Source organism: Rhizobium johnstonii 3841, from assembly GCF_000009265.1.
In the GTDB taxonomy this organism is placed as follows: Bacteria; Pseudomonadota; Alphaproteobacteria; order Rhizobiales; family Rhizobiaceae; genus Rhizobium; species Rhizobium acaciae.
Map to the genome: position 1 here is coordinate 2,289,734 of NC_008380.1, position 21,855 is coordinate 2,311,588.

The following is a 21,855-nucleotide window of genomic DNA, read 5'->3' on the forward strand; positions in this document are numbered from 1 at the left end:
GAATCTGCGCTCCACCACCGATTGAATTGTGGTTGATTGTCTATAAAGTCAGGAAATCAATTTGAGGGTGTGTTCGATCTAAGGGGGCCTGATCGATGATGCGCATTTCAACCATTTTCTCGATATTCTTGCTTCTGTGCCCAGGCGCTTATGCCAGGGAATTGAAGGTCGCCACATGGAACCTCGGCTGGCATGTTTCCAAGGCCGAGGCGACCACGTGGATCGCCAAATGCAGCGCGCCTTTCCAGTTGAATGGGGCTACTGGTCTCTGGGAGCCGGCCGAAAGCGGTACTCCAGGCTGGGAGTTGCCTTGGGGTCGGAACGCACCGATCTCCTGGAACATATCTGTCCTGCCGCCATGCGACGTTTTCAAAACACCGGGATTCGACACCGTGCCGGTGACAGAGGCGGCGTACGTTAAGCGCTCGGGACAACTGACTACCTTCATCGAAAATAAAATCGCGCCCGATGTCATCGCCTTCCAGGAGGTAAGCGGCGAACAGGCGGTGCGTGATGTCTTGCCAAATGACGGGGCGGATTACCTCGTCTGCTCCTTCGGGAGCCATAAGGTTCAGCGGTTGGCATTCGCGTGGAAGAAGGAGTTCGGGCCGGCGGTCGAATGCGAAGTCGAGGACGCGCTCAGTTTGTCGTCGTCGCTGGCGGAGAAGGATCGCGTGCGGCCAGGCTTGGCGTTGGCGTTGACGATCGATGGAAAGCTTACCCGATTTCTCGACGTCCATTTGAAATCAGGCTGCGTCTCTCCGTTCGACAATCCGCCCGATGCGCTCGACGGCAACGCGGGAGATGACGACCCTTGCATAACTCTCCAACAGCAAGTGGTTCCATTGGAAAAATGGATTGAGCGCAAGTCGGCCGATACCAACAGGGTGGTCGTGCTGGGCGACTTCAATCGCAACGTCTGGCACGAGACCCATGAACCTGGGAAGACACGGACGGATGGCTCCGATCCCAAGAGTGAGCTGCCGTCGACGGTTAAGGTCCGGAAGCTGATCGACGAGGTGAATGACGGCGCACCAGAAGGCAGCAAGCTCACGCTTCTGGATGAAGCATGCCCCATCAACACGGCCTCGGATGAGGCCTGCAAGAGGCTCAAATCCGCGAAGATGTCAGATGACGAGAAGCTACTGAAGCGCAGCGAGAACCTCGGGTGTCGGAACCCCGTCGGCCTCGATCATATAATGATCGGCGCAGGATTCTCGAGCCCGCACCCTGCCGAGAAGGTAGCTTTGGGGAGGCAAGGTAGGACCCTATCAGCGTCGGCGGAGCATCCGAACCCACTGCTCAGTCTGTCGGATCATTGCCCTCTCACTGCCGTGGTAAGTGATTGAGCTTCGCCGAATGAAGCCCGAGGTCTCGTGCGACAAGCGAGCACGGTCGCTGGAATCGGCCTACGCGTCAGCCAAGGCCGTCGTTTGGTATGCACTATTCAACCGAGCTTAGACATGCAGAACGGGAATAGCGATGAATTCAGCAACTATCTATCAGGCAAAGAAGGGTGCCTGCGCGCTATGTGTTCTGGTAGTTCCCATCACCGTCGTCTTCTTCGCGCGATACTTTTTCACGGAATGATGTAGCAAATGCCACCAACCGAAAGCACTGCGGCGCTGACAGCTTTGGGCCTACGCGAAGCCTGTGGTCATGGTCCGCAAAGCGCCAAAAGCCGACATTAGCCTTCGTTAGCGCTCCCACACGAGGCAGCGGCGGCGCGACCTTCAACGAGCACATGTAGTTCGTGCGAGCGGCACCAGCCGGGCAGTCAGAAGCGCTCTTGTCCCGACGAATCCGTTACCTTGATGATGGAGACGTCCTCCGTGTATCGGAACTTTTCTGCGGAATCTCCTCTCAGCAGCTGCAGCTCGTTCTGGGCGTACAGGTACTTGTCGATCCAAGTTCCCGTCACAGGATCACCATCGCGCCGCCTTGCGGACTCTATCACCTCGCTCTCCGGCCCCCAATAGAACCGATAGTGGTCTAGCGTGACGCCGGACAGGGCATCGACTTTGGCATACGCAAGCGGCTGCTGGATCGCGAAGGCTTGCCGGTATGCATCGCGCGAATAGGACTGATAAATCCACGGCTCAATGTCGGCCGGTATCAGCTCTCGGAGAAAGTCTATGCTCGCAAGCAGCTGCGAGAGGTCCTGCAACGCGCTCAAATGACAAAGCGTGAGGAAGTTCGAAAGGCTCCTGGCAACGATATTGTCAAACACTGGCAGCCAGTAACCCTGCATCCGGGCCACCATCAGCTCCGCGCGCTTGTCGACCCCTGCGCGGATGCGTGCCACGTTCTTGGTGCTTCCATACCCGCGATCAAGGAACGCGCGTATGGTTTCCGTGGGCTGACCATGAAATCTTGACGTGGGCTTCTCGTGCTCCGCAGCCTCAACCAGAAGACCGGCGACCAGCTTCTCCAATGCCAGCGTGCTTTCCGGCCAGACCGAGAGGACACCCGGAAGCTGCCCTTCAACCTCTTTCAGTGCAACCTGACACTTCACGACATCGGCGCGGACTCCGTCCGGGAATCCCACCTTGATTCGGCCGTCCTTCCCAACGGCTTCGATACCCGCCTGCACATGGGGGTCCAGTGTGCCGAGGAACTCCACGAGCAGACGATGTTGGATCGCGTTCCGATCCTCGGGCGTGGCGATCGTGAAGTGCGTGGAGAGCGGCACCCGGTAAGGTTCAGGAAAATATCGGGCGGCTGAGATGGGATCGACGACGGCTCGCATGAGGAAGAACTTCTTTGCAATGAACTTGTCTTCAAACAGCTCCTTGCCGATGATCTTTAACCGCTTTGCGTTGAGCAGGGCCTTGAAATCATGGTCCAGGTCAAGGAGCCAGGCGTTCATGGCCGAGCTTCTCAAGATGTCGATTTGTGCGTGTCGGAACAACACGGAGGATAAAGGGCTAAGAAGGGTGGCGTACTCGGACCCAAGAGAGGGTGATGCTACCAGAAAGAGGCCAATCTCGATTTTGGCTTCCAGGAGATCGCGCTCTTCGCGCAGCAGGTATCGCCGGGCCACGATACCGCCCATGCTGTGGCAGACGAAGATGAGCCGTTGGGCGGTCAGGACTTTGTCCAGACGCAGATGGTTTGTCAGGGCATCAACCGCGTCGTTGATGCGATAGGTCCCGGAAAAAAGCCCGGTTTCGTATTCGAAGATGTAGACTCCGACACCGCGCGTACGAGGGTCTTGAGTGAGCAGGCTTGGCCAGTACGTGCCGTTGGCGTTCCGCCAAGCCTCGGCGTCGGACATTACGCCGTGAACAAAGATCACCACGGTGCCATTCTGGGGTTGCGAGAGCCAAGTGCCCTTCATGACGGTCGATCTCACCTCTCAGATCAGTTCAGCGCAATAGGCATACAAAGCTACGGCGTTTGGCCATGTGGCCCCGGTTGCACTTCACGGGAGTCCCCGGCTCCTTGCACCAGCCCAAAGGCAGCCAGGCAAACCACAATCGACGACGTCGTTCGTCGCGAAATTAGATGTCAGGTGGCGCTCCAGGGAACCTCGTGTTGCAGGATTGCGGTCGGGCCCAGGATTTGGGGTTTTTGATTGTATTGCAGTTCTTGCAACTGACTGCGTGTCTTTTCGATCAACTGTTCAAAACTGATCTTCTTTTCGCGCCTCAGGATATTAGCAAGGCTGTATGTGAAGGCCCCGTGGCTTGTCGCACCGTGCCGGTACTCATACGACAGTTGATCTTCGCCACAGGCTTCGATGATGACGGGGAGATAGGGACCAGCAGCCAGAGCGGGGTCCTGCTTTTTGAGGCGGCTGTATTCGGTTGACGAGGTGCCGCGAAGCATGGAGGCACGTCCGATCCGCTGGGTCGTTCCTTCCTTTCCAAAATAGCCAGTTGCGACATCCTTCTTCGGTGTGAACTTGTCATTGATCCGCGTGAAATCCCGGCTGACCCACATTTGCGTCTTGCCGTCCCACTTCAGCTCCCGATGGCGAATATCGTCAGGCGGGGTTATCCCACGCGGCCGTGCACCACCGTCACGGTGAATGCCACCTGAGTGACAGCAATCAAAAATCATTACTAGGCGACAATCGTAGGGAAGCTGGCTGTAGAGGTCATAGATTTGGTCGTCCGCGATGTACTTTTCCTGCGACCAATCGAAATCCCAAGGAACCAGCGTCTCGACATAGTGGTCAGGTTCGAAATTCTCGCCGTACTCCGGGGCACGAGCGCCATGGCCGCTGTAATAAAATACCAACTCGTCCCCGGGTTCGGGGTCGTCGAGTAGCCATTTGAGCCGCGTTACGATGCCATCGGCCGTCGCGCGGGCGTCGAGGCAGGTGCGGATCGACTCCGGAGGCAGCCCGCAGTCTTGGAGTACTGCACTCATCGTGAAGACATCATTGACACAACCCTCGAGACGGTTAGCTGCCTCGGGATAGTCGTTGATCCCTACCAACAGGGCCTTTTGCTTTTTCCGAGGCTTGCCGACGACCGAACGACTTTGAGCGACAATCGAAGGAGCAAACGTCCTTGCGTTGGTGGATTCAGCGGCAATCGAACGCCAGACATTCGCCACGGTGGCGGGATTGGTCAGATAACCGGCTGCCGAATGGTCAGCCATGCCGGCATCATCGAATGGCGTCTCGGTTTGGCTGAAGTTGTTCGCGTCGGGGAGTCTGATAGGTGCGGTGAAGACGTCATCGTGGACGTTGTAGAGGTGGTACCAAAATTTCACGTCTAGAGGCTGGATACGGCCGTTGGTGAGGTTCCGGATCACGAATGGATTGGCGATCTGCGAGCCAAACGTCACATAGCGTACTTTTGACAGCAACTCGGGCATGTCCGCCTTTTTCGCATCTGAATGGGTGAAGGCGTTGTATGTTATGAGTGATCCCAAGCTGTGGGCGAGAACGATGTCCGGCTGATGTTCGCGAATGGCAGCGAAGACCCGATTCCGCGTTTTTTGCTGGAACTTCTCGTCCTCGGCCCACGCTACGACATATCCTGCAGTCCATTTGATGCGGTCAGAGATGTCGGAAACAAACCCTCGGTCTCTTCTGCCGATCTCCGACACGCCGCTCTTCGCCAGCTTCCAGATCGCTGAGACACTCTCGGCGAACGAAATCTCAGTGGTTTCGAAGATATCATCATACGACATGAATTCTGGTGTGATCGCGAGGCCGGGCACATTTGGAAACGCTGACTCCAGCGCCCCGGTCCAAACCTCTGCCCATCCCGAGGCCCTTTGGTCTCCCAGACCATGCACTCCCAGAACTTTTAGAACCTTGTCTGTCATTTGCTCCTCCCGAGCAGCCGCTGATCGACTTGCCTCAGCCCCCGAAATCGCAGTCATAGTCCCTTGAGACGCCCCGAGGGTTTACGACGCTCACACCGGTCGGATGCAATCGCATTTCCTCGTGTGCGGCGATGAAGTCCTTGACAAAGTTGATAGTCTGAGGTGAGACGGTCACGAAAGCTCCGAGTTTCTTGGCCTCCGCGCAAAAAGCCGACGTTTGCTCGTGATTGGCTATGAGCTTCATGACTTGCGCTACGACATGGAGGTCGACGTTGATGGGGTCCTCGCCAGTCAAGTAGGTTGGCTGAGGCGGGTGTCCCGTTTCCAAATCGGCCGCCGCCGAGACTGCCTTCTTCCGGTTCTTAGCCTTTGGTGCTGGCTTCTTTTCCATGAGACTGCTCCTCTCCATCTATGGGGAAATAACCACGGTTGTTCTCTGCTTGGCCAAGTCGCGGGAAATCGACTGCTGGGCTGCAGAAGCGGCCAATAGCTCAGTCGGGTTGCCCGTCGCAGTGAGCAGGGGACCGTAAAGCGTGCCGCGGAGTGGTCCGACGGCCCCGGCATCGCTTGACGCGATCGCTAGTCCAATTGTGACCTGATGGTTGTCTGTTCTCGTTGCAACAGCGCTGGACAAAGAGGCATCGGCCAAACGCCAGCTTGGTCCGCCAGGTCCCGCGAACACTATTTTCGGCGAGATCGACCCGGTAATCGTCGTCGTAAACTGAAGTCTCTCTGCCAAGGTCGGCGGCCCGCTTCGGTTTTCAGCTCTGCCCGCCAGATTTCCGAAGAGCGTCAACCGCATAAAGTCTTGAATTACTCCAGCGATCCCGATTTTGCCCGCTATTGGATAAATCATGTTCTCTTTCGCGATATGTTCCTCGCAAAAATCGTCTCTGACGCCGTGGATCAGATTGCCGAAGGTGTCCGTGGTTGTGAAAATGCGCTCGCTCTCGCGCTGCCGATCTAAGCCCGCGCTGAAACCTAGCGTGCGTGTTGAGCCAGTGAAAACACTGAGCAGATTGAATTCGGTGCTGACGTTGTTGATTTCGGTCATGTCCAGGACATAGTCAAACGCGATGCCGGTTTGCCAGAAAAGGGAAAAGAGCTCGTGAACTCTGCCCTTGAAGAGAGCGGGCGTCAGCTTGGTGTATTTGTCGGGGTCAGCCTGTAAAGAAAAGCCCACCTGCCTCGATACGCCATCGACGTCCTTGTCATGCGTGAGCCAGCCAATCGCGCTTTCCATGATCGCGTTACGAGTTTCACAGCGCACCTGCTTGACAATATTAAGCGTAGATATGCGCATGTAGTTTTCAGGAACTGGATGGAGGGCGCAGCCGCTAGCAAGTAACATGACCCCAAGCCAAGCCTTGGCATACATTGCAACTACTCCGCCCCTTAGAGATGATGCCTTTTTGTATTGTTAATTTATTTTCGGGTGATGTCGAGTGTGTCTGTTCCATTTTTGCAATTTAGTCGTGTTTCGTAAAGCGACGTTGGTCTACGAATAACCCATAGGCCATGCTCGTTCTGCGAGTCGGTCGGTTTAGGGAAGGGACGTCGACATTTTTGGGCCAAGCGATATCAAGTTCATTCAGCGGGCTTTTAATGCGTTGTAGTCTGATCAATGGCTTTCGGGATGCCGCGGGACACGAGTGCCATCGACGCACGCCGCACATGATGGTTATGCAGGCTGAAGTCAGGCGCGCTCCTCGTTAAGCTGAATATCACCCGGCAAGAAGCGTCTTAGTGAGAGTGCGCGGGTGAAAGCAATCGATGAGCCGGGCGCAATGTTTCGAACTGTCCTGAAAAATTTGGATCGGCGTCGCCGTTATGCGCAAACCCGACAAGCGCTTCGTCATTTGCAGTAAGGTTGTCGCTAAACTGACGCCGCCGGAGGAGACCCACCTGGGGGAACTGGCGTCAAAGTGTGGCTTCCAACCGCACCTGACGTGGTGGCCTGTGTCATCCCCAAAAGGGAAAGGAAGTTGTTGTGACGTTGGATGATGATAGATGGCTCAGGGGCTTCAACGCCGCCATTCTCCGCGAGTCGACGTTGATCCCCGAACGCTCCGAATGCTCATCTAGTCCTTGGTATCCGTTCGAACGCCGGAATTTTCGTCCACCTTCTGTCGCGGAGGATTTTCTCCCATAGATAGCGTCGGTCGTGCATTGCAGCCGCAGCTTTCGTTGAGGTTTCGAGATGATATGTTCTATTTGATTGACACGGGCGGGATGTTCTTTTTATGTTCCATCTGACGAAGTCGAGGAAACTCGGGACGGGTTTGCGTCGACGTCTTCTTTTCACCCAACGTTCGACGCGTTAGCATTTGTGTTGAGTAACAAAGGATTCGATCTGATGAGTCACGTGCGAGAGTGGAGCAGGATCGAGGCCGAACGGCGCATCCCAGAGGTTCTTGACGGAGCCAAGGCTGGCAATCTTCAAATTATCCGAGATGTTGGCGGGTCATTCGAAATTCGATTTATCGCGATCTCGGGAAAGGAACCAGCCGGCAAAGTACTCGCGCGTGGCGGTCCGGACGGTGAATAGCGCCGAAGGCGGGAGTCCAGACGACGCGTTATGGACTTCCAAGAATGGAATTTCCTCTGCCAGCTTTTTCCGTTTCGCGTGGCAACGACCAACTCACAGCCGAAGAGGTGACGTTTGAAGGCGAACTCAGGCAAGCCGCCAAGGAAAGTCCCGCTTCAACACTGGCTGACCGCGCGTCCGGTTGATCGATCGCTGACCTATGACCACGGCATATGCAGATAGACATGATCCTTTAGGATATTGTACGCCTCGGAATCACCATCCTCGAAATGGCTCTGAAACGTTCCGGCTAGGTAGTCACAGAATGCCAGGCCATCCTCTAGAGGCTTCGATCTGATGATCCTGCTAACCTCGGTCTGCGACCGCATGTGAAACCACAAATCTTTGCGAAGGATGCTCTCGATAAGAACGTCGTATCCTAGACCTGCATTGAGCTCGTCAGGACATATCGACACTTGGCGCAGGTGACGAACCGTCGGGCCAATCAAGGAGGATGCCATCCAAGAATAGAAAAGATGGAAGTGTCCCTGGATATGCTTCGGCACCTTTTGCTTGTCGATCACCGCGACGAGCAAATGAACTCGGGGATTCTCCTTGACCATTTTAACGGCTCGATGGGCGAATGATCGCCGGACGCCTGAGCCGATGCCGATCCATTTCTTCTCGTTGTTGGAGGTCCAGTCGAACTCCTTCTTGAGAGCTTTCACGACTTTGCCCGGGACTCGGTGGTTATCGTTTATCCCAACTATTGCACCGACGGTGAAATACCGACTGGAACCCCCTTGGCGATAGGGGAGGTTAAGTTGCCATCCTAAGTCGCCACTTTCGTCGAGAAGAACAAGCGCGTTTGACAATGAATATCCACCAACGAAAATGGCCCCCGCAAAGCGAGGGCCATGGAAATTGTTGGCTATGCCAAGTTGCCGCGCGTTTACACCGCGCTTAGGATACCCGAGAAGTGTTCTCAGGCGTCCGGTTGAGACTGTGGACTCACTAGCCACAACCTACATAGCCTGAATGTCACCCATGTTCAAGGTGTATTGAAGGGATATTCCCCGAGCATCATAGGACCAGCCTGATACCATGGCACCTTGCATGGCGGGACTCATGGCTATGCCTCTGATACGTCATGCAACCTTGACCGCCAACGTCCTGTCTGCCCGTGCCGCAACTTTGCATCTCGCCACCGCCCAGACCTCAAATGCGGGATTGTAGACGCCTGGCAACGGAAAGAAGCCGTCGATCAGTTCGAAGTCCCTGGCATTGAGCGTGGCGATCGGCATATCGTATACGATCGACGTTGCAGCAATGAAGAGGTCTTGTCCTGGCTTTTTGTTGTCGGCCTTTGGATTGGCGAGCCAAAGTTGCGTCAATGGACGGCAGCAAATAAGCTTCGCAAGCAGCCGGGCCACTTGTGGGGTGGGGGCGGGATACTCGAACTCAGTGTCGAGAAGTTGGTCCATCCATTCCCAGAGCGCCTCGGCTTTTTCCGGATCGGATCGGTGCTTCTCTGCTATCCCCGTTTCGACTTCGAGCATGACCGCGAATGGAATGGCGACGCGGGACTGCGCCATTAACCATTCTGAGACCTTTGGATGCGGCCGCCGCTTGCTGGAATTGCTGATGATATTCGTGTCGAGCAGAAAGATATCGTCAGTCATGCTTGCGATCCGAGCGTTCGCAGGAGAGATTCGTTGACGTTTGCCCGTTTGTGGTTAACGGAGCGTAAATCGAGCTATGCGTTTTCGTCTCAATTTTAGACGGTGCGACCCCGTTGACTCCAGTTTTGTTGTTCTCTATATGTTCACATCATGATCAAGATCGCCCTGTTTCCAATACGAATACGTTGAACACCGCCGCGCAAGCGGAGTGTCCATTCGGTTTGTATTGAGGTCAGGTATGGCATCCGAAGATCGTGTTCAGCAGACGCGTCATGAACCCACAGAAGCTTCTCAGCTTTCAAGCAATCGTGCCCGTTTCAAAGGTCCGTCGCGACCGGTTTTCCGGTCCAAAACTGTGCGAGACATGGTTTGCATCCTGGATGTGAATCCAGGTGTTCGTTCATGGAGCTGCCCTCCGCCGCCGCTGGCCGTTGGGCGAGGGGGATATACACCTGATTTGCACATGGAGGACACGGACGGCACATCCTGGCTTCTGGATGCGCCCGATCGAAAGGTGCCGTTCGAACTGGGGATCGTCGTGGAGGCGGCGAGAGCGCATTCGCATCGTTACCGAGTTGTCGACCGATCGGAAATCTACGAAGGCTTCCGGCTGCAGAACGCCAAGGACCTTCTCCGATACGTCGGTCACAATGTACCTCTTGGCGACCGCGTACGCCTTCTCTCCGTTCTCGACGAACATGGACCGCTTTCGCTTGCCGATTGCCTTCGCGTGGTCCGGGAAACGCAACCCGTCCCGGCGCTTGCATCTCTGATCCTACAGGGTCTCCTCGAAGTAGAGCTGGACGAAGCCCTCATCGGCCCGGAAACGATGGTGCGACGAATACGAGCCTGAGTCTTCTCGTCGTCCCATCAATCTCCGAGGCTCATCATGACATTCCTGCCCACGCGGGCCAAACCCGCGCAGAATCTGGCGACAATCGTCGCCGCTATGGTACTCAAGAGCACCATCCGCCCATTCCTCTCGGCGTCGAGCTTTGTTGTCGCTATTCAGCTTCCGAATGCGGCAGATGTACAGCTCTACGAAATGGCTGCCCGACAGTTGCTTAATGCCGATCGACATATCGATGTCGATGGAAAACGGACGGTTGTCGTTGACCAAGCATCCGACATCTCCCAGAGCGGCTGGCATCTGCTCGCGAGATTCGACCACGTTCGTCGAGGCGTCATTTTCTACACCGATGCGACGGAAATCTCCGCCGATCTCGGACTCATCATCGACCATCGTGTGGTGATGGCTCCGACTCGTCCGGTCCACTTCAAGGCTGCTGCGATGAGACTGGGGCAGCACCTCACAGATACTGACGCAGATTACCTGGCCTCGCTGGGTTTGACGGCAGTCTGGTTGGCAATCCGGCGCGACCGACCCATTCGCAGAGTGGTCCGACATCTGAAGGCGGCTTGTAGACCTGACGATGAGCCGCCTCCGAAGGCGCGCGAGCATGGCTCGGTCCGGCTCGAGGAATTGGCAGGATACGGAGAAGCGAAAAGCTGGGGGCTACAACTGGCCGAGGATATTGCTTCGTGGAAGCGCGGGACGATCACGTGGGCTGATGTTGATCGCGGCATCATTCTCTCGGGGCCACCCGGCACAGGAAAGACGACCTATGCCCGCGCCCTTGCGACTACCTGCGGCATTCCTTTAGTTCTGGGCTCGGCGGCTGTTTGGCAGGCAAAAGGGCATCTTGGCGACATGCTCAAGGCGATGCGGAAAACGTTCCGTGATGCCGAGGCTGAAAAGCCTGCCATTTTGTTCCTGGACGAGTTCGATAGCTTCGGTGATCGCGGATCAATCGCCGACACTTCGAACCACGACTACAATCGGCAGGTCATCAACGGGCTGCTTGAATGCCTTGACCCTGCCGACGGTCGTGAGGGAGTCGTTGTGATCGGTGCCACCAATAACGTGAGCGCAGTTGACCCTGCGTTGCTCAGACCTGGTCGGCTCGAAAAGGTTATCGAAATTCCGCTGCCTGACGCGGAGGCGCGCAAAGCGATCGTCCGTTATCATTTGCCCGACGCGTCATTGGGTGACCTCGATCAGTTTGCCAAGGCCTCGGAAGGATTTTCTGGCGCGGATATTGAGAAGGCCGCTCGTGACGCCCGCCGGACGACACGCAAGCGCAACGGCTCCAGCGTGACTGAAGCGGAATTGTTGGAGGCCATGCCGCCGATCAGGACTTTCAACGCAGATGAGCGGTTTCGTCTGGCTGTTCATGAGGTCGGCCACGCGATCGTCGGGACTACGCTTTGGCCGACATCGCTCGTCAAAGTGGCCATTAGTAGTGGCCGGCGTGTCGGAATCGGTTCGGGGGCGCTCGGCAAGACCACGTTTGACGATCCGCTACCGGTCATTGCAACGGCGAACTACTTGGTAGACAGAATTGCCATCATGCTAGCCGGTATGGCGGCAGAACGAATTGTGTTCGGCGATCATTCCACTGGGGCGGGAGGCGACGAGGGGGCCGATCTTTGCATCGCAAACGATCTTGCGACCATGATGGAGCGAACCTTCGGTTTCGGCGACGGGCTTCTGACCGACCTGGGATCAGGTAGGCGACCACTGGAAAGCCTCAGAATTGTTGATCGGCATCTTCAGGCTTTGGTCCGGCAGCGCCTGGACGCGGAGTTCCAGAGAGCAACGGATATCTTGACGGCAAGGCGAAACGAGTTGGAACGACTGGCGTCGCGCTTGGCAGAGACCCTCGAACTCAGCGGAGAGGACGTGCGAGACGCGTGCTTAGCCAGTCGGGAAGATGGCTATGGGCAGGAGACTGGGCTATGAAACTCTGGGTCGCGTCAGATTTGCATCTCGAGTTCGGCCAACCCTTTTCGCAGACCGTGCCCGACGGTGCCGATATCTTCGTTTGCGCCGGTGATCTTCTGACACGGGGCATCGGTCCGAGCATTTCATGGCTGGCGGCGAACATCGCCGAGGCGATGCCCGTCGTCTTTGTCGCCGGCAACCACGAATTCTATGGCGCATCGATGCAGGAGAGTATCAGGGATGCGCGTGCCGTCGCAGATCGGCACCCTAATATCCACTATCTCGAGAATGACACGGTGGACATCGGGGGCGTCAGATTTGTAGGCGGAACACTGTGGACCGACTTCCGCGTCCTCGGCGGCGATCCAGAACTTGCGATGGTAGCCGCCCAGGCGGGGATGAACGACTACAGGCGCATCAAATTTGAGAAGCGTCCCTTCCGGAAATTCCGACCGATCCATGCTTATCGAAAGCACCAGGAAACACGGAATTTTCTCGCCTCCGAACTTCGAGACGGCGAAGGGCGACAGACGGTGGTCGTGACCCATCACGCGCCTTCAATCCTTTCAATCGAACCTGATCTCCGAGACGACCGCTTCTCTGCATGTTACGCCTCTGATCTGGACAGCCTGATCATAACAACACGGCCGGCTTTGTGGGTGCATGGTCATGTTCATCGCCGGAACGATTACATGATCGGAGAGAGTAGGGTGGTCTCAAATCCGCGGGGATATCCTGGCGAGGAGTCCAAGTTCGATCCGCGGCTGGTGATCGACATCTAGGACACCACGATCATGCTGCCCGTTCTGCAAATTTTGCAGAGGAATTCTAAGTCCTCGCGTAGCGGCGTAAGGTCACGTTAAGGTTCCGAATGGTTGAAGTCGTCTACGAAGGGAGTTAGGATTCGCCTACTCCGAACCTTCAGGAAGGAGAGCTGGGATATGGCGACCGCGATTTTCGGCAAAAGAATAAAAGAGTTGCGGACGAAGAAGGGCATGACCCTCGATGATCTCGCAGGTGCAACCGGTTCGTCGAAAAGTTACATCTGGGAGCTCGAGAACAAGAATCCGCCGCGTCCGTCGGCCGAGAAGCTATCGGAGATAGCGGCCGTACTCGAGGTGACGACCGATTATCTGATTGGACGAGAAACTACCTTGGAGACGGCGGAAGATAAGGCGTTTTTTCGGGAATACAGCAACATGCCTCAGGCGACACGCGAGAAGATCAGGGCGATGGCAAGATTGCTTGGGAGTGACGCCAAGGAATGACCAGGTCGCCCAGGCGTGCCGCCAATGACCTCACACTGATGCTGAACGCGGTGATAGGCGAAGACCGCTTCGACAGAGGACCCGTTGACGTCGAGAGCCTGGCTGTCGAGTACACCCGGCGTACGGCGGGGTCACAAGGAGAGTACATAGAGCGGATCGTGGCGGATGATCTCGACGGATGCGAGGGTGCGTTGGTGCCGGGCGAAACTAAGCCGCGCAGATGGGGCATCATCTACGACCGACGTCAGAACCGCGGGCGACGCGCTTACACCATTGCTCACGAATTCGGTCACTTCATGCTCCACCGACGTCTCGTGGATGAGGACCCGGATTTCGATGGCGGATTCCGGTGTTCGAAAGAGGCGGTCGAACACGGGTCGGGTAAGGATATTGAAAAGGAAGCAAATGAGTTCGCGGCGACGCTTCTGATGCCGCTAGACGACTTCCGCCGCATAATTCCCGCGAACGAGCTAGCCGATCTTGAACGGCTCGGCCAGGCTGCCCAAAGATATGGGGTCTCTCTCACCGCCGCGACCCTTCGGTGGCTGAGCTACACGACAACTAGAGCGATGCTCATATCTTCGACGGAGGGCTACGCCCACTGGGCCAAGCCGAGCGAAGCGGCATTGAAATCGGGGCGCTTCATCCGGACCCGGAACGAGATGTACGAGATGCCCGCCTCCAGCCTCGCAGTCAGAAAAGTTGACGCTGAAGAGGCTCTTGCCGGAGTTCGCCAAGCCGCCGGGGTCTGGTTTCCCGAGAGCGTGATTGAGATGTGTATGCGCACTGACCGGTATGATTTCGAACTCACCCTCCTGCATTTCGACGGCAAGGGGCCTGCATACCAAGCGGAGCCGGAGGAAGCTGGCGACGCCTATACCCAGTTTTTTGCGCGAAGAGGGCGCTGAGGCCCACGCGCCCGGCGATGCTTTTCAGCCCACGATGATACCCTCGGAATAGCCATTGCCCTTAGGGCCATCGTGGTCCCATTCATATACGGCCGTTCGACCAAGCGCCTGTTGCTGCTGCCCGAGGAAGAACGTGAACCCGTTCGGCGCAGCTATGAAGACATGCAGGGTCGATCCGCGTCTTTCCTTGCGCACCGCAGCCGCCACGGCCTCCGCGAGCATCATTGCATGTGACCCGGATTTGACACTCGCCCCGGAGGCAGAACCTTTGTCGAGAGTCACCGTAAGCAGCGCTCCGATGTCCGGTCGCGATTTCAGATAGTCATGGACCATGGGCACGATGTCATGCGTCAGCCCGATCGCTACAGCGAGATCGCTGCCACCACTCTCCATTTCGGTGCGGGCGGTCACTATCGTCGGCCATACACTGTCAATCGGAACGTCGGCAGCACTCCAGAAACGCTTGCCGTTTGTCCGTTGCTCGATCTCGATCGACTTTCCGGCCTTTACGTTGAGGATCGACCCGACCGCGAACGCCAACGACACATGGGCGTCCAGCACTAGCCGCATGTGGTCGCCCTGTCGCGCGGCATCTAGGACGAATTCGCGCAGCCGCGGAAGGAGGTCCTCGTTCCACGAGCGGCCCTCTCTGAGATAGCGCCCATCAAATTCCTCGACGAGGTCAAGCACGTCGGAAACGCGGATCGAGAGGTTGTCGATCGGATGCATGAATGATCGAACGCCAACCGTCGTCCTCTGAGGTTCCGGCGGCCCCTCCAGGAGATTCTCTTCACGCACAAGGTCCTTGAAGCTTTTGCGGTCGAATTCCTTGCGTCCTTGGAGGTGAAGCTTCCGGATCAGGTCGTCATAGGCAAAGCCCGTTTCGTCGGAACCGATCTGCCGCATGCCCACCGAAGCGAACCTGTCGTTCAATTGCTCGCGAAGCTGTGCGCCCGACTGCATGCGGGTGTGCATCATCAGAGTCCTGGCGAGCATTCGCAATTCATCTTCGTCGATTCCGAGGTGGCCGGCCCAAGCCGCACGAAGTTTGCCCATCTCGCTGGTCGGCCCGCCCTTAAAGAGCACCTCCAGGTCAAGCGCATTCCATTGCGTGCGAGTCAGCTTCCAGAGAGGATCGCGGGGCCGCATGTTCCAGTTCGTCAGAAGCTCGAACATGGCACCTTCGCCCGTCGGCGCAAACGCAAGCTGGGCATCGCGAGCGCGCCCCAGAAAGGAATTCGCCTCCGCGCCGATGAACCCAGGATCACCCAGATCGCTGGCTCCGAATTCACCCGGTTTCACATGCCATTTGCATTGTTTGTGCAGTCGGAAATACCGTTTGCCATGGTGGTCGAGCGGGGCTTTGTCGGGAGCGTAGTCAATCACCACGTCGTCGAAGGCCTTGGGACCGGTTTCGAAAAAGACCTTTGTCACGGCTCCGTCGTCACGCAAAAGAAGCGCGGCGTTGAGCCAGAACATCCGGGCCTGGAAATCATCGCCCTGCTGTCGGGCCAACACCGCCTCTGCCATTGCAGCACCTCACTTTGTCGGGAAGTAACGCCCCATGATCTCGCGCCAGAGTGCGATCGCTTCCCCCTGCTTGCCCTGTTTCTCAAGGCGGACGGCCAGAGCCGCTTTGATGTCGGCCTGACGCAACGCTTCTTTGGCCGCCTTGACGAGTTCAGGCGTCATCTGTTCCGAAACCGGAGGGCCATATCCGGCGGGATCAGGCCACACTTGTTCGATGGCCTCCTGCGCGGCCGCGAAGAAGCGCCGTACCTCGCTGGGATAGGTCGTGAACGGCGGGTCGACGAGGTCCTGCATCATCACCTCGATCAGGAACGCGGGCCTGATCGGCTTCCCGGCAGACCGGTTCCACCGCTTGATCATCTTCACCAGCGGAATCCACTTCCCGCCGAGCTCCTTGTTCTTTTTGGTCGCCTGCTCCATGTGGATTTCCGGGTCGGTTTTGACCCAGTCGCCCCGAACCCGGTCAGGGATTTCGTAGCAGTCACCGATGTCGAAGGCTGGAACGGCGTCGATCGATAGGACCTTGCCTTCCTCGTCCTTCGTGTTCTTCTCGAACTCGACGGTGGCGCAGCGACGTCCCGGCTCGACGGCGTCGTAACCGTACGTGCCGCGCAAGCTTTTCACGAAGGCGTTGATCAGGTCCGCGGGTGGCTTGTCCCTGTACTTGTCGCGCTCCTTCTTGCTGAGCACGAAGAACACGTCGACGTCCTTCAGCGGCTTGGTCTTGGTATGGCGCTTGTACGAGCCGGTGAGGACGTCACGATCGACGGCAAAGTCTGCCTTGATCACGCCCCGCACCTCCTCGTGACGCTTGATGGTGTCTTTACGCTCGGCCTCGCTCAGCTCGAGACGCTGGCGAAACTTCTCGAATGCTTCTTCCGTCGTGATCATCGGTAATACTTCGCTGATGCCATGATGTCAGGGGTTCCAATCACCGTGCCCGCCTCGCGAGCCGTAAGGCCCGCCAAGCTGAGGTACGATGCGCTGCTCATGCCGGGTAGCGGTCGGGCGGTGGCGGTCGGCTGGAGCAGAATCCGATAGGTGCATCCGGCCGGAGGCGACGGCGCTTTCGCGAACGTGCCTTTGAGGAAATCGGTGTCGATCCACATCTGATCGATGTCAGAGCCGTCATAACGGATCGGAAAGTCCCATCGCGCGGAGGCGACGGACGCGCCCGGTTTGTAGAACTCGATGATGAAGCTTTTCAGATCACCATCCTCCATCCATTGGCGGGCGGCGTCCTGAACCCAATCCGACCAGGCATCGACCAGCTTGGTCGGGTCAAGGTTGTAGTTGATAATGAGAAGGCGCATCAGGTTGCGGACCTTGTCCGAAACATAGATGGCCGTGTTCGTCCTCGTGTAATTGTGCGTGCTGACAGCCATCTTATTCGATCGCTCCCCAGTTGACGGTCAGCGACTTCGCCGTTGCCGCAGAGTCTTCCTCTTCCTCTTGAGGTGCCGCATTCACGTCGTGGACCGTGATTCGCGAGCAACGCTTCGCAAGAGTGTCGTTCATCCACTTGACGTCGTCGGCGTCGGTGGGGGCGGTCATGGCCCAGTTACCTGCCGTCGGATTCCATGTGAGCTTCTCAACCTCGAGGTCCGCTTCCATGGCGTCTTCGCCGTAGAGGCAGTAGATCACGAGCCGGGAGCCGACACCCTTGACGACGATCGGAACGGCACCGGGGTGCTCGTCGGCGATCAGCGATTCCATTACGCTGGCCGCCGCGACGAGCTTGTCGACGTCGACAGAACCGGTGCTAGTGATAAGCTCCCTGATCGTCCGCCAGGTCTCGGCCGCGGATCGTTTGGGAATGGATGCAATGGTGCGCTTCACCTTCATGCTGCGTCTCCCTGAACGTCCGCCTGCGCCGCCGCCCGCTTGAGCGTCGCCAGCACGTGGTCGGCCTTGAGTTTGTTGAGGTCCTTGGCGATCTCGATCGAAATCGCGCCGGCGGCCGTGATCGCTTTCCGGAGCCTGCGGCCGTCCATGCCGTCCGAGGCAGTGACGAAGGAGGCGATATCCTTCTTCAGGTCGCCGACCTGGGGCCAGTGCTTGGCGAGTAGGCCCAGTACGTCGTGAATGATCTCGCGGCGCGCCTCGGCATTGGGCGGGCCGATGTCCTCGATCCAGTCCGCTCGCGAGAGCAAGGCGCGGTCGACTGCCTTTGGGTAGTTGGTGGTCGCGATGAGAAGGGTGTTTCGGTGGGTTCGGCACAGAAGGTCGATTCCCGCCAGCGCGGCGTCCGTCGCCCGGTGTGCGTCGATAGGATTCGCATCGAGGCTCATTTTCTGGCGGTCCGCCGCCAAGGTCTCGACCTCATCGAGAAGAACGATGGTCGGTTCGTTGGCGGCAAACTCGGGAATCGTCTGCTGGAAAATCTTCGAAACCTCCTTCTGGCTCTTGCCGAGGGAGGAACTGCCGAGAGCATGTGGGTCGAGCTGGATATAGCGCACTGATCCCAGCGCTTTCGCGACCTGGTTCGCGAGACCACGGGCGAGCGTGGTTTTCCCCGTGCCGGGAGGACCGGTCAAGACGATCAACCCGTGGACGGGCATCAATTCGAACGAGTATCGTTCCCGAAGTTGCAGCGAGAGCACCGACTGGGCCAAAAGGCGCTGCTTGACAGAACCTTCCACTTTGATCGCGTCCCAGGCTTCGCCGAAGTCTTTGCGCGGCAACAGCGTATTCTCGACAATGGAATCCATAGTGCTCACTCTCTCCGGCGTGGGTCGTGTCCAGCGATGAGGCCCTCACGATTAAACTCACTTGATACTACATGTTGTGTCATAAAACGCAATAAGACACAACATAAGCACCGAGTGCCGGCAAGGAAGCATTTACCATGCCGCCACACCGAACAAAATGTGGGATGCCGCGAGGAAAAGTCAAGAACAAAAAATACGCCTACTCCGAACTTTCAGGAGGCGGCGATTTAACAGGATCGCTGGTTTCTCGTAACTCTGGATGAGCAGCGGAACCTTGTAAATTGGGTTCGCTGCTTGCGCGGACGATTTTGAACGGCGAGCATTTGCGGGCCGAATTTCCAGGACCGCGCCTAATATTCGCGCTGCCATCTCGGAAAAAGATGGCAGCGCGGCTCGGTTAGGAGCGGCAAGGACCCGATTATACTTCCGAGCGGACCGCGAGGTGGAGTGCGACCGCCGGACGGCCGATTTCCTCGTGCTCGTACATCTCCAGCCGCTTGCCCTCACGAGCGGCGGCGGCGAAGCGATATGACATCAGCTTCACCGCGATCGGAGCATCTCCATCATCGACCAGCAGCGCGTTAAGGAGGTGGCGCGCACAGGCCCGAGCAGGCATCGGGATGACGGCTGTGTTGTGTTTGCTCGCAGTGTCCTTCGGCACCAGCCGTGCCTGATCCGCGCTAACAAACAAGGCCATCTCAGTCAGGTCGCGGTCGGGGTCTTCGTGCTGAAGACGCAACAACAACTCTGCTACGACTGCGATAGCCGCGAGGCGGCGGCGGCAATGCTCTTCATCGAAAGCGCTACCAATTTTCGACGCGGACGTTTTGGATTGCTTGGAAGCCATCTTTTTTCCTTTCAAACCCCAGATCGAGGCGTTTCGCCTCGGCTATCGATCTGGGTATGAGAAAAGCGGCTTCCGCTCGGGGCCGACGCGACTGCGATACAGATTCTTCCATACGGCACCCCCAGTGAACCATCCGCTTGGCACGGATGGTTGAACTATCGCCCACTTAGTCAGTGACGGCGTTCTGCGCAACGTCCATCGTTACCGAGACGCCTATGTTGCGTCGATTTTCTGCGCGATCACACATGCTGGAATTTCTATGCTTTCAAGTGTGTTTCAAATATATGGATAAAAGTCTGGCATTTAGCGATAAAAGTTCCAGCAGAAGGTGAGCATGTTTTCTGTACCAGCGGAGGCAAAATGGCAACGGTGGATCGCGTTGATCGAACGTCGTTAAGGGGACCTTATGGGAAAGCGTTGATTTGACAGGATCGGCTGTTTCTCGACAGAACAGCGTCGCCTCTGATAGGGTGTAGCCAACTGTAGAGAGGTCGATTTGCCAAAGGCCGTTCCGCCCCTGGAAATCCAATTAGATGGACTAGCTTCGTTCGGAGCTGGGTTGGGTGCGGACTTTGAACCGCACACGAAAAGCATCATTGTTGGCCCACGGCATGATCACAAAGGGCTCAAGGTCAAGGTCAGAGAACCCGAGCAGATCGGGAAGAATGAAGACGACTGAATCTGCTATCGTGGCCGTCCGCACAGCGTTCGGCGTCGGCTCGCCCGCTGGGTAAGGTCAGAGAAACCGCACGCCGGCATCGAGGAGTTGCTCCAACTTGCCCTCTCGGGTTCCCGAAAACCTCGCGCCCTCATTGACGAGGCTCTGGGCCGCACGTCGAGCGAGGTTGCGCGCGCTCACACGCTGAGAAGTGGAGATCAGCGAAAGCCCGCCTCTGCCATGAACAAAGGCGCTTCGGAGTTCGAACAGTTCCTGATAAGTGGCTACGCAACCCGGGTCCTGCAAAAGCGCCGCGAGTCTCGCCGCGACCCTGTTTGTCGGCGTCACGTTCTTGTGTGGGTCGGGCTTTGGCCGCTGCGCCTTCTTGTGGTCACTGATCAGTCCAAGCCCAGCCTCGATCGCGGTCATGTGAGCCATGATCTCGTCCATGCCGTCTGCCACGAATGCGCGGACGAGGAAGTGAACGACAGGGGTTTCAAATAAGGGGGTTGCTCTTGCCGTTTCGACGGCCACCCATGCTGCCTCGCCAAATTGCAGCAACTGTGTTTCGAACTCATCGTTGAGCGGCAGGACCTTGGGCTTCTCCCCCAGGTCGATCTCTTTGCCGTGCCGCTCATAGACGACGTCTGGTTCGCGCGACAGTGTGCTTGGACTTTGCGGTACTTTAGGCCAGACGAACAGGTCGTCATCAATCGTGTGTATCCAGGGCAGGTGGAAGGCGCGCCAGTTCACCTCTTGGGATTGAACCCAATCCTCCCACGGCGCGAGGAGCAGGAAAAACAAGGCGGCCTCGACGACTTTTGGGAAGCGCCCCAGGTGAGGATCGATCTCCCCGAAATCCGTGCTGAAATCCACGGTGAGAAAAGGAAGCGCCCGGCCCAAGGGACTCGCGGTTACGGCAACTTCTTCCTCAACGACCAGCCATCGAAATTGCGCGTACTCCTTCACAGGAAGTTGGTAGGTTGGGAAATGCCTGCGCAGCCGTTGGGCGTCCATCAGAACGGCCAATTCGTAACTTGTGAACTCCCCAACTCGGTTCGCGCCGAACGTGATATGCGGCAGGTCGTCAGCTTGATCGAGTGGGCAGAGATAACGACGGTTGACAGTCGTTCGAACAAACGCTTCGTGCAGCGCCTCCGCTGCCGCAGTTGGGGCGATTGCCAAAAATTGGCTGTCGGCTGGCAACGTACACGGCAAGCCTAGTGAGCGGAGGGCGTTCCCGAGTGCGTATGTGCATTTTCCCTTTCCGTAGAGGCCACCGCAAACGTGGTCCAGTTCGCGAAACTCTGGGGTCTTCGATATGTCCGTCGATCGCGCCGCGGACATGGTCCAGACACGCTCTACAATGCGGGTGAGTTCGGGCGGAGCGTGCATATGCAAACCTGTCGAGGTTGGACGTGGAGCAGTTCGAGCATGGCCTTGATCGCGGACCAGGGCTGGTTTGCGAAACATAGCGTGGACGAAGCGCATCGAGGGTTTGTGATAGCAATCATAACGCAGGAACTGGAACCAGGGGCTCGCGAAGCGCTGAACCAAAACTGAGGACGAGAGCAGCCTGCAGGTCGACGAGGTCGTGACCCTATTCACTTTCGCCATCTGCGGCGTCTAACTGCCGCTCGATCCCCAGCGCAT

The 21,855-nt window shown here is 57.3% G+C and carries 19 protein-coding genes; 6 read left to right on the forward strand and 13 right to left on the reverse strand.

The window, feature by feature from the left end:
- Nucleotides 1–95: 95 nt before the first annotated feature.
- Nucleotides 96–1,349 carry an endonuclease/exonuclease/phosphatase family protein gene (locus RL_RS11250; protein WP_011651768.1) on the forward strand — a complete coding sequence of 418 codons (1,254 nt, stop codon included), beginning with the start codon at nt 96–98 and terminating at the stop codon, nt 1,347–1,349.
- 428 nt (nt 1,350–1,777) lie between these two features.
- On the opposite strand, the gene RL_RS36910 is transcribed toward RL_RS11250, so the two are convergent.
- The 6 genes from RL_RS36910 to RL_RS11285 form a co-directional block, all read right to left on the reverse strand.
- A complete protein-coding gene (locus RL_RS36910; protein WP_049778374.1) occupies nt 1,778–3,340 on the reverse strand; it encodes a lipase family alpha/beta hydrolase in 1,563 nt (520 codons plus the stop codon).
- A 170-nt stretch (nt 3,341–3,510) separates the two neighbouring features.
- Nucleotides 3,511–5,286 carry a caspase family protein gene (locus tag RL_RS11260; RefSeq protein WP_041936310.1) on the reverse strand — a complete coding sequence of 592 codons (1,776 nt, stop codon included), beginning with the start codon at nt 5,284–5,286 and terminating at the stop codon, nt 3,511–3,513.
- 34 nt (nt 5,287–5,320) lie between these two features.
- On the reverse strand, nt 5,321–5,677 hold the full coding sequence (locus RL_RS11265; RefSeq protein ID WP_011651771.1) for a hypothetical protein: 357 nt from the start codon (nt 5,675–5,677) through the stop codon (nt 5,321–5,323).
- An 18-nt stretch (nt 5,678–5,695) separates the two neighbouring features.
- Complete coding sequence (locus RL_RS11270) at nt 5,696–6,664, reverse strand: hypothetical protein (RefSeq protein WP_011651772.1); 969 nt, start codon at nt 6,662–6,664, stop codon at nt 5,696–5,698.
- Nucleotides 6,665–8,031: 1,367 nt separating this feature from the next.
- On the reverse strand, nt 8,032–8,835 hold the full coding sequence (locus tag RL_RS11280) for a DUF3800 domain-containing protein (protein ID WP_244432371.1): 804 nt from the start codon (nt 8,833–8,835) through the stop codon (nt 8,032–8,034).
- Between the two features lie 126 nt (nt 8,836–8,961).
- A complete protein-coding gene (locus RL_RS11285; RefSeq protein WP_011651774.1) occupies nt 8,962–9,495 on the reverse strand; it encodes a PIN domain-containing protein in 534 nt (177 codons plus the stop codon).
- A 463-nt stretch (nt 9,496–9,958) separates the two neighbouring features.
- Here RL_RS11285 and RL_RS11290 point away from each other — a divergent pair, with 463 nt between their 5' ends.
- From RL_RS11290 to RL_RS11310, 5 genes are all read left to right on the forward strand, one after another.
- A complete protein-coding gene (locus tag RL_RS11290; protein WP_049778375.1) occupies nt 9,959–10,348 on the forward strand; it encodes a hypothetical protein in 390 nt (129 codons plus the stop codon).
- A 36-nt stretch (nt 10,349–10,384) separates the two neighbouring features.
- On the forward strand, nt 10,385–12,298 hold the full coding sequence (locus tag RL_RS11295; protein WP_011651776.1) for an AAA family ATPase: 1,914 nt from the start codon (nt 10,385–10,387) through the stop codon (nt 12,296–12,298).
- On the forward strand, nt 12,295–13,062 hold the full coding sequence (locus tag RL_RS11300) for a metallophosphoesterase (RefSeq protein WP_011651777.1): 768 nt from the start codon (nt 12,295–12,297) through the stop codon (nt 13,060–13,062). Before RL_RS11295 ends, RL_RS11300 begins: the two co-directional genes overlap by 4 nt.
- Before the next feature lie 159 nt (nt 13,063–13,221).
- Nucleotides 13,222–13,548, forward strand: coding sequence for a helix-turn-helix domain-containing protein (locus RL_RS11305; RefSeq protein WP_011651778.1), 327 nt, complete (start codon nt 13,222–13,224; stop codon nt 13,546–13,548).
- Entirely contained in the window at nt 13,545–14,456 is a 912-nt protein-coding gene (locus tag RL_RS11310) for an ImmA/IrrE family metallo-endopeptidase (RefSeq protein ID WP_011651779.1), read from the forward strand. Before RL_RS11305 ends, RL_RS11310 begins: the two co-directional genes overlap by 4 nt.
- A 24-nt stretch (nt 14,457–14,480) precedes the next feature.
- On the opposite strand, the gene RL_RS11315 is transcribed toward RL_RS11310, so the two are convergent.
- From RL_RS11315 to RL_RS11345, 7 genes are all read right to left on the reverse strand, one after another.
- Entirely contained in the window at nt 14,481–15,986 is a 1,506-nt protein-coding gene (locus RL_RS11315; RefSeq protein ID WP_041936312.1) for an SAVED domain-containing protein, read from the reverse strand.
- A gap of 9 nt (nt 15,987–15,995) precedes the next feature.
- Nucleotides 15,996–16,877 (reverse strand): CBASS oligonucleotide cyclase, encoded by an 882-nt coding sequence (locus RL_RS11320; RefSeq protein ID WP_011651781.1) that lies wholly within the window; start codon nt 16,875–16,877, stop codon nt 15,996–15,998.
- Nucleotides 16,874–17,371: a hypothetical protein gene (locus RL_RS11325; protein ID WP_011651782.1), complete on the reverse strand. Its 498-nt coding sequence runs from the start codon at nt 17,369–17,371 to the stop codon at nt 16,874–16,876. Before RL_RS11325 ends, RL_RS11320 begins: the two co-directional genes overlap by 4 nt.
- Before the next feature lies 1 nt (nt 17,372).
- Nucleotides 17,373–17,831, reverse strand: a complete 459-nt coding sequence (locus RL_RS36915) for a hypothetical protein (RefSeq protein ID WP_011651783.1) — start codon at nt 17,829–17,831, stop codon at nt 17,373–17,375.
- Nucleotides 17,828–18,697 carry an AAA family ATPase gene (locus RL_RS11335; protein WP_041936313.1) on the reverse strand — a complete coding sequence of 290 codons (870 nt, stop codon included), beginning with the start codon at nt 18,695–18,697 and terminating at the stop codon, nt 17,828–17,830. The genes RL_RS36915 and RL_RS11335 overlap by 4 nt, the downstream gene beginning before the upstream one ends.
- Before the next feature lie 418 nt (nt 18,698–19,115).
- Complete coding sequence (locus tag RL_RS11340; RefSeq protein ID WP_011651785.1) at nt 19,116–19,544, reverse strand: hypothetical protein; 429 nt, start codon at nt 19,542–19,544, stop codon at nt 19,116–19,118.
- Nucleotides 19,545–20,280: 736 nt separating this feature from the next.
- The gene (locus RL_RS11345) at nt 20,281–21,408 is read right to left on the reverse strand and encodes a hypothetical protein (RefSeq protein ID WP_129557791.1); all 1,128 of its coding nucleotides are present in this window, start codon (nt 21,406–21,408) and stop codon (nt 20,281–20,283) included.
- Between the last annotated feature and the right edge of the window lie 447 nt (nt 21,409–21,855).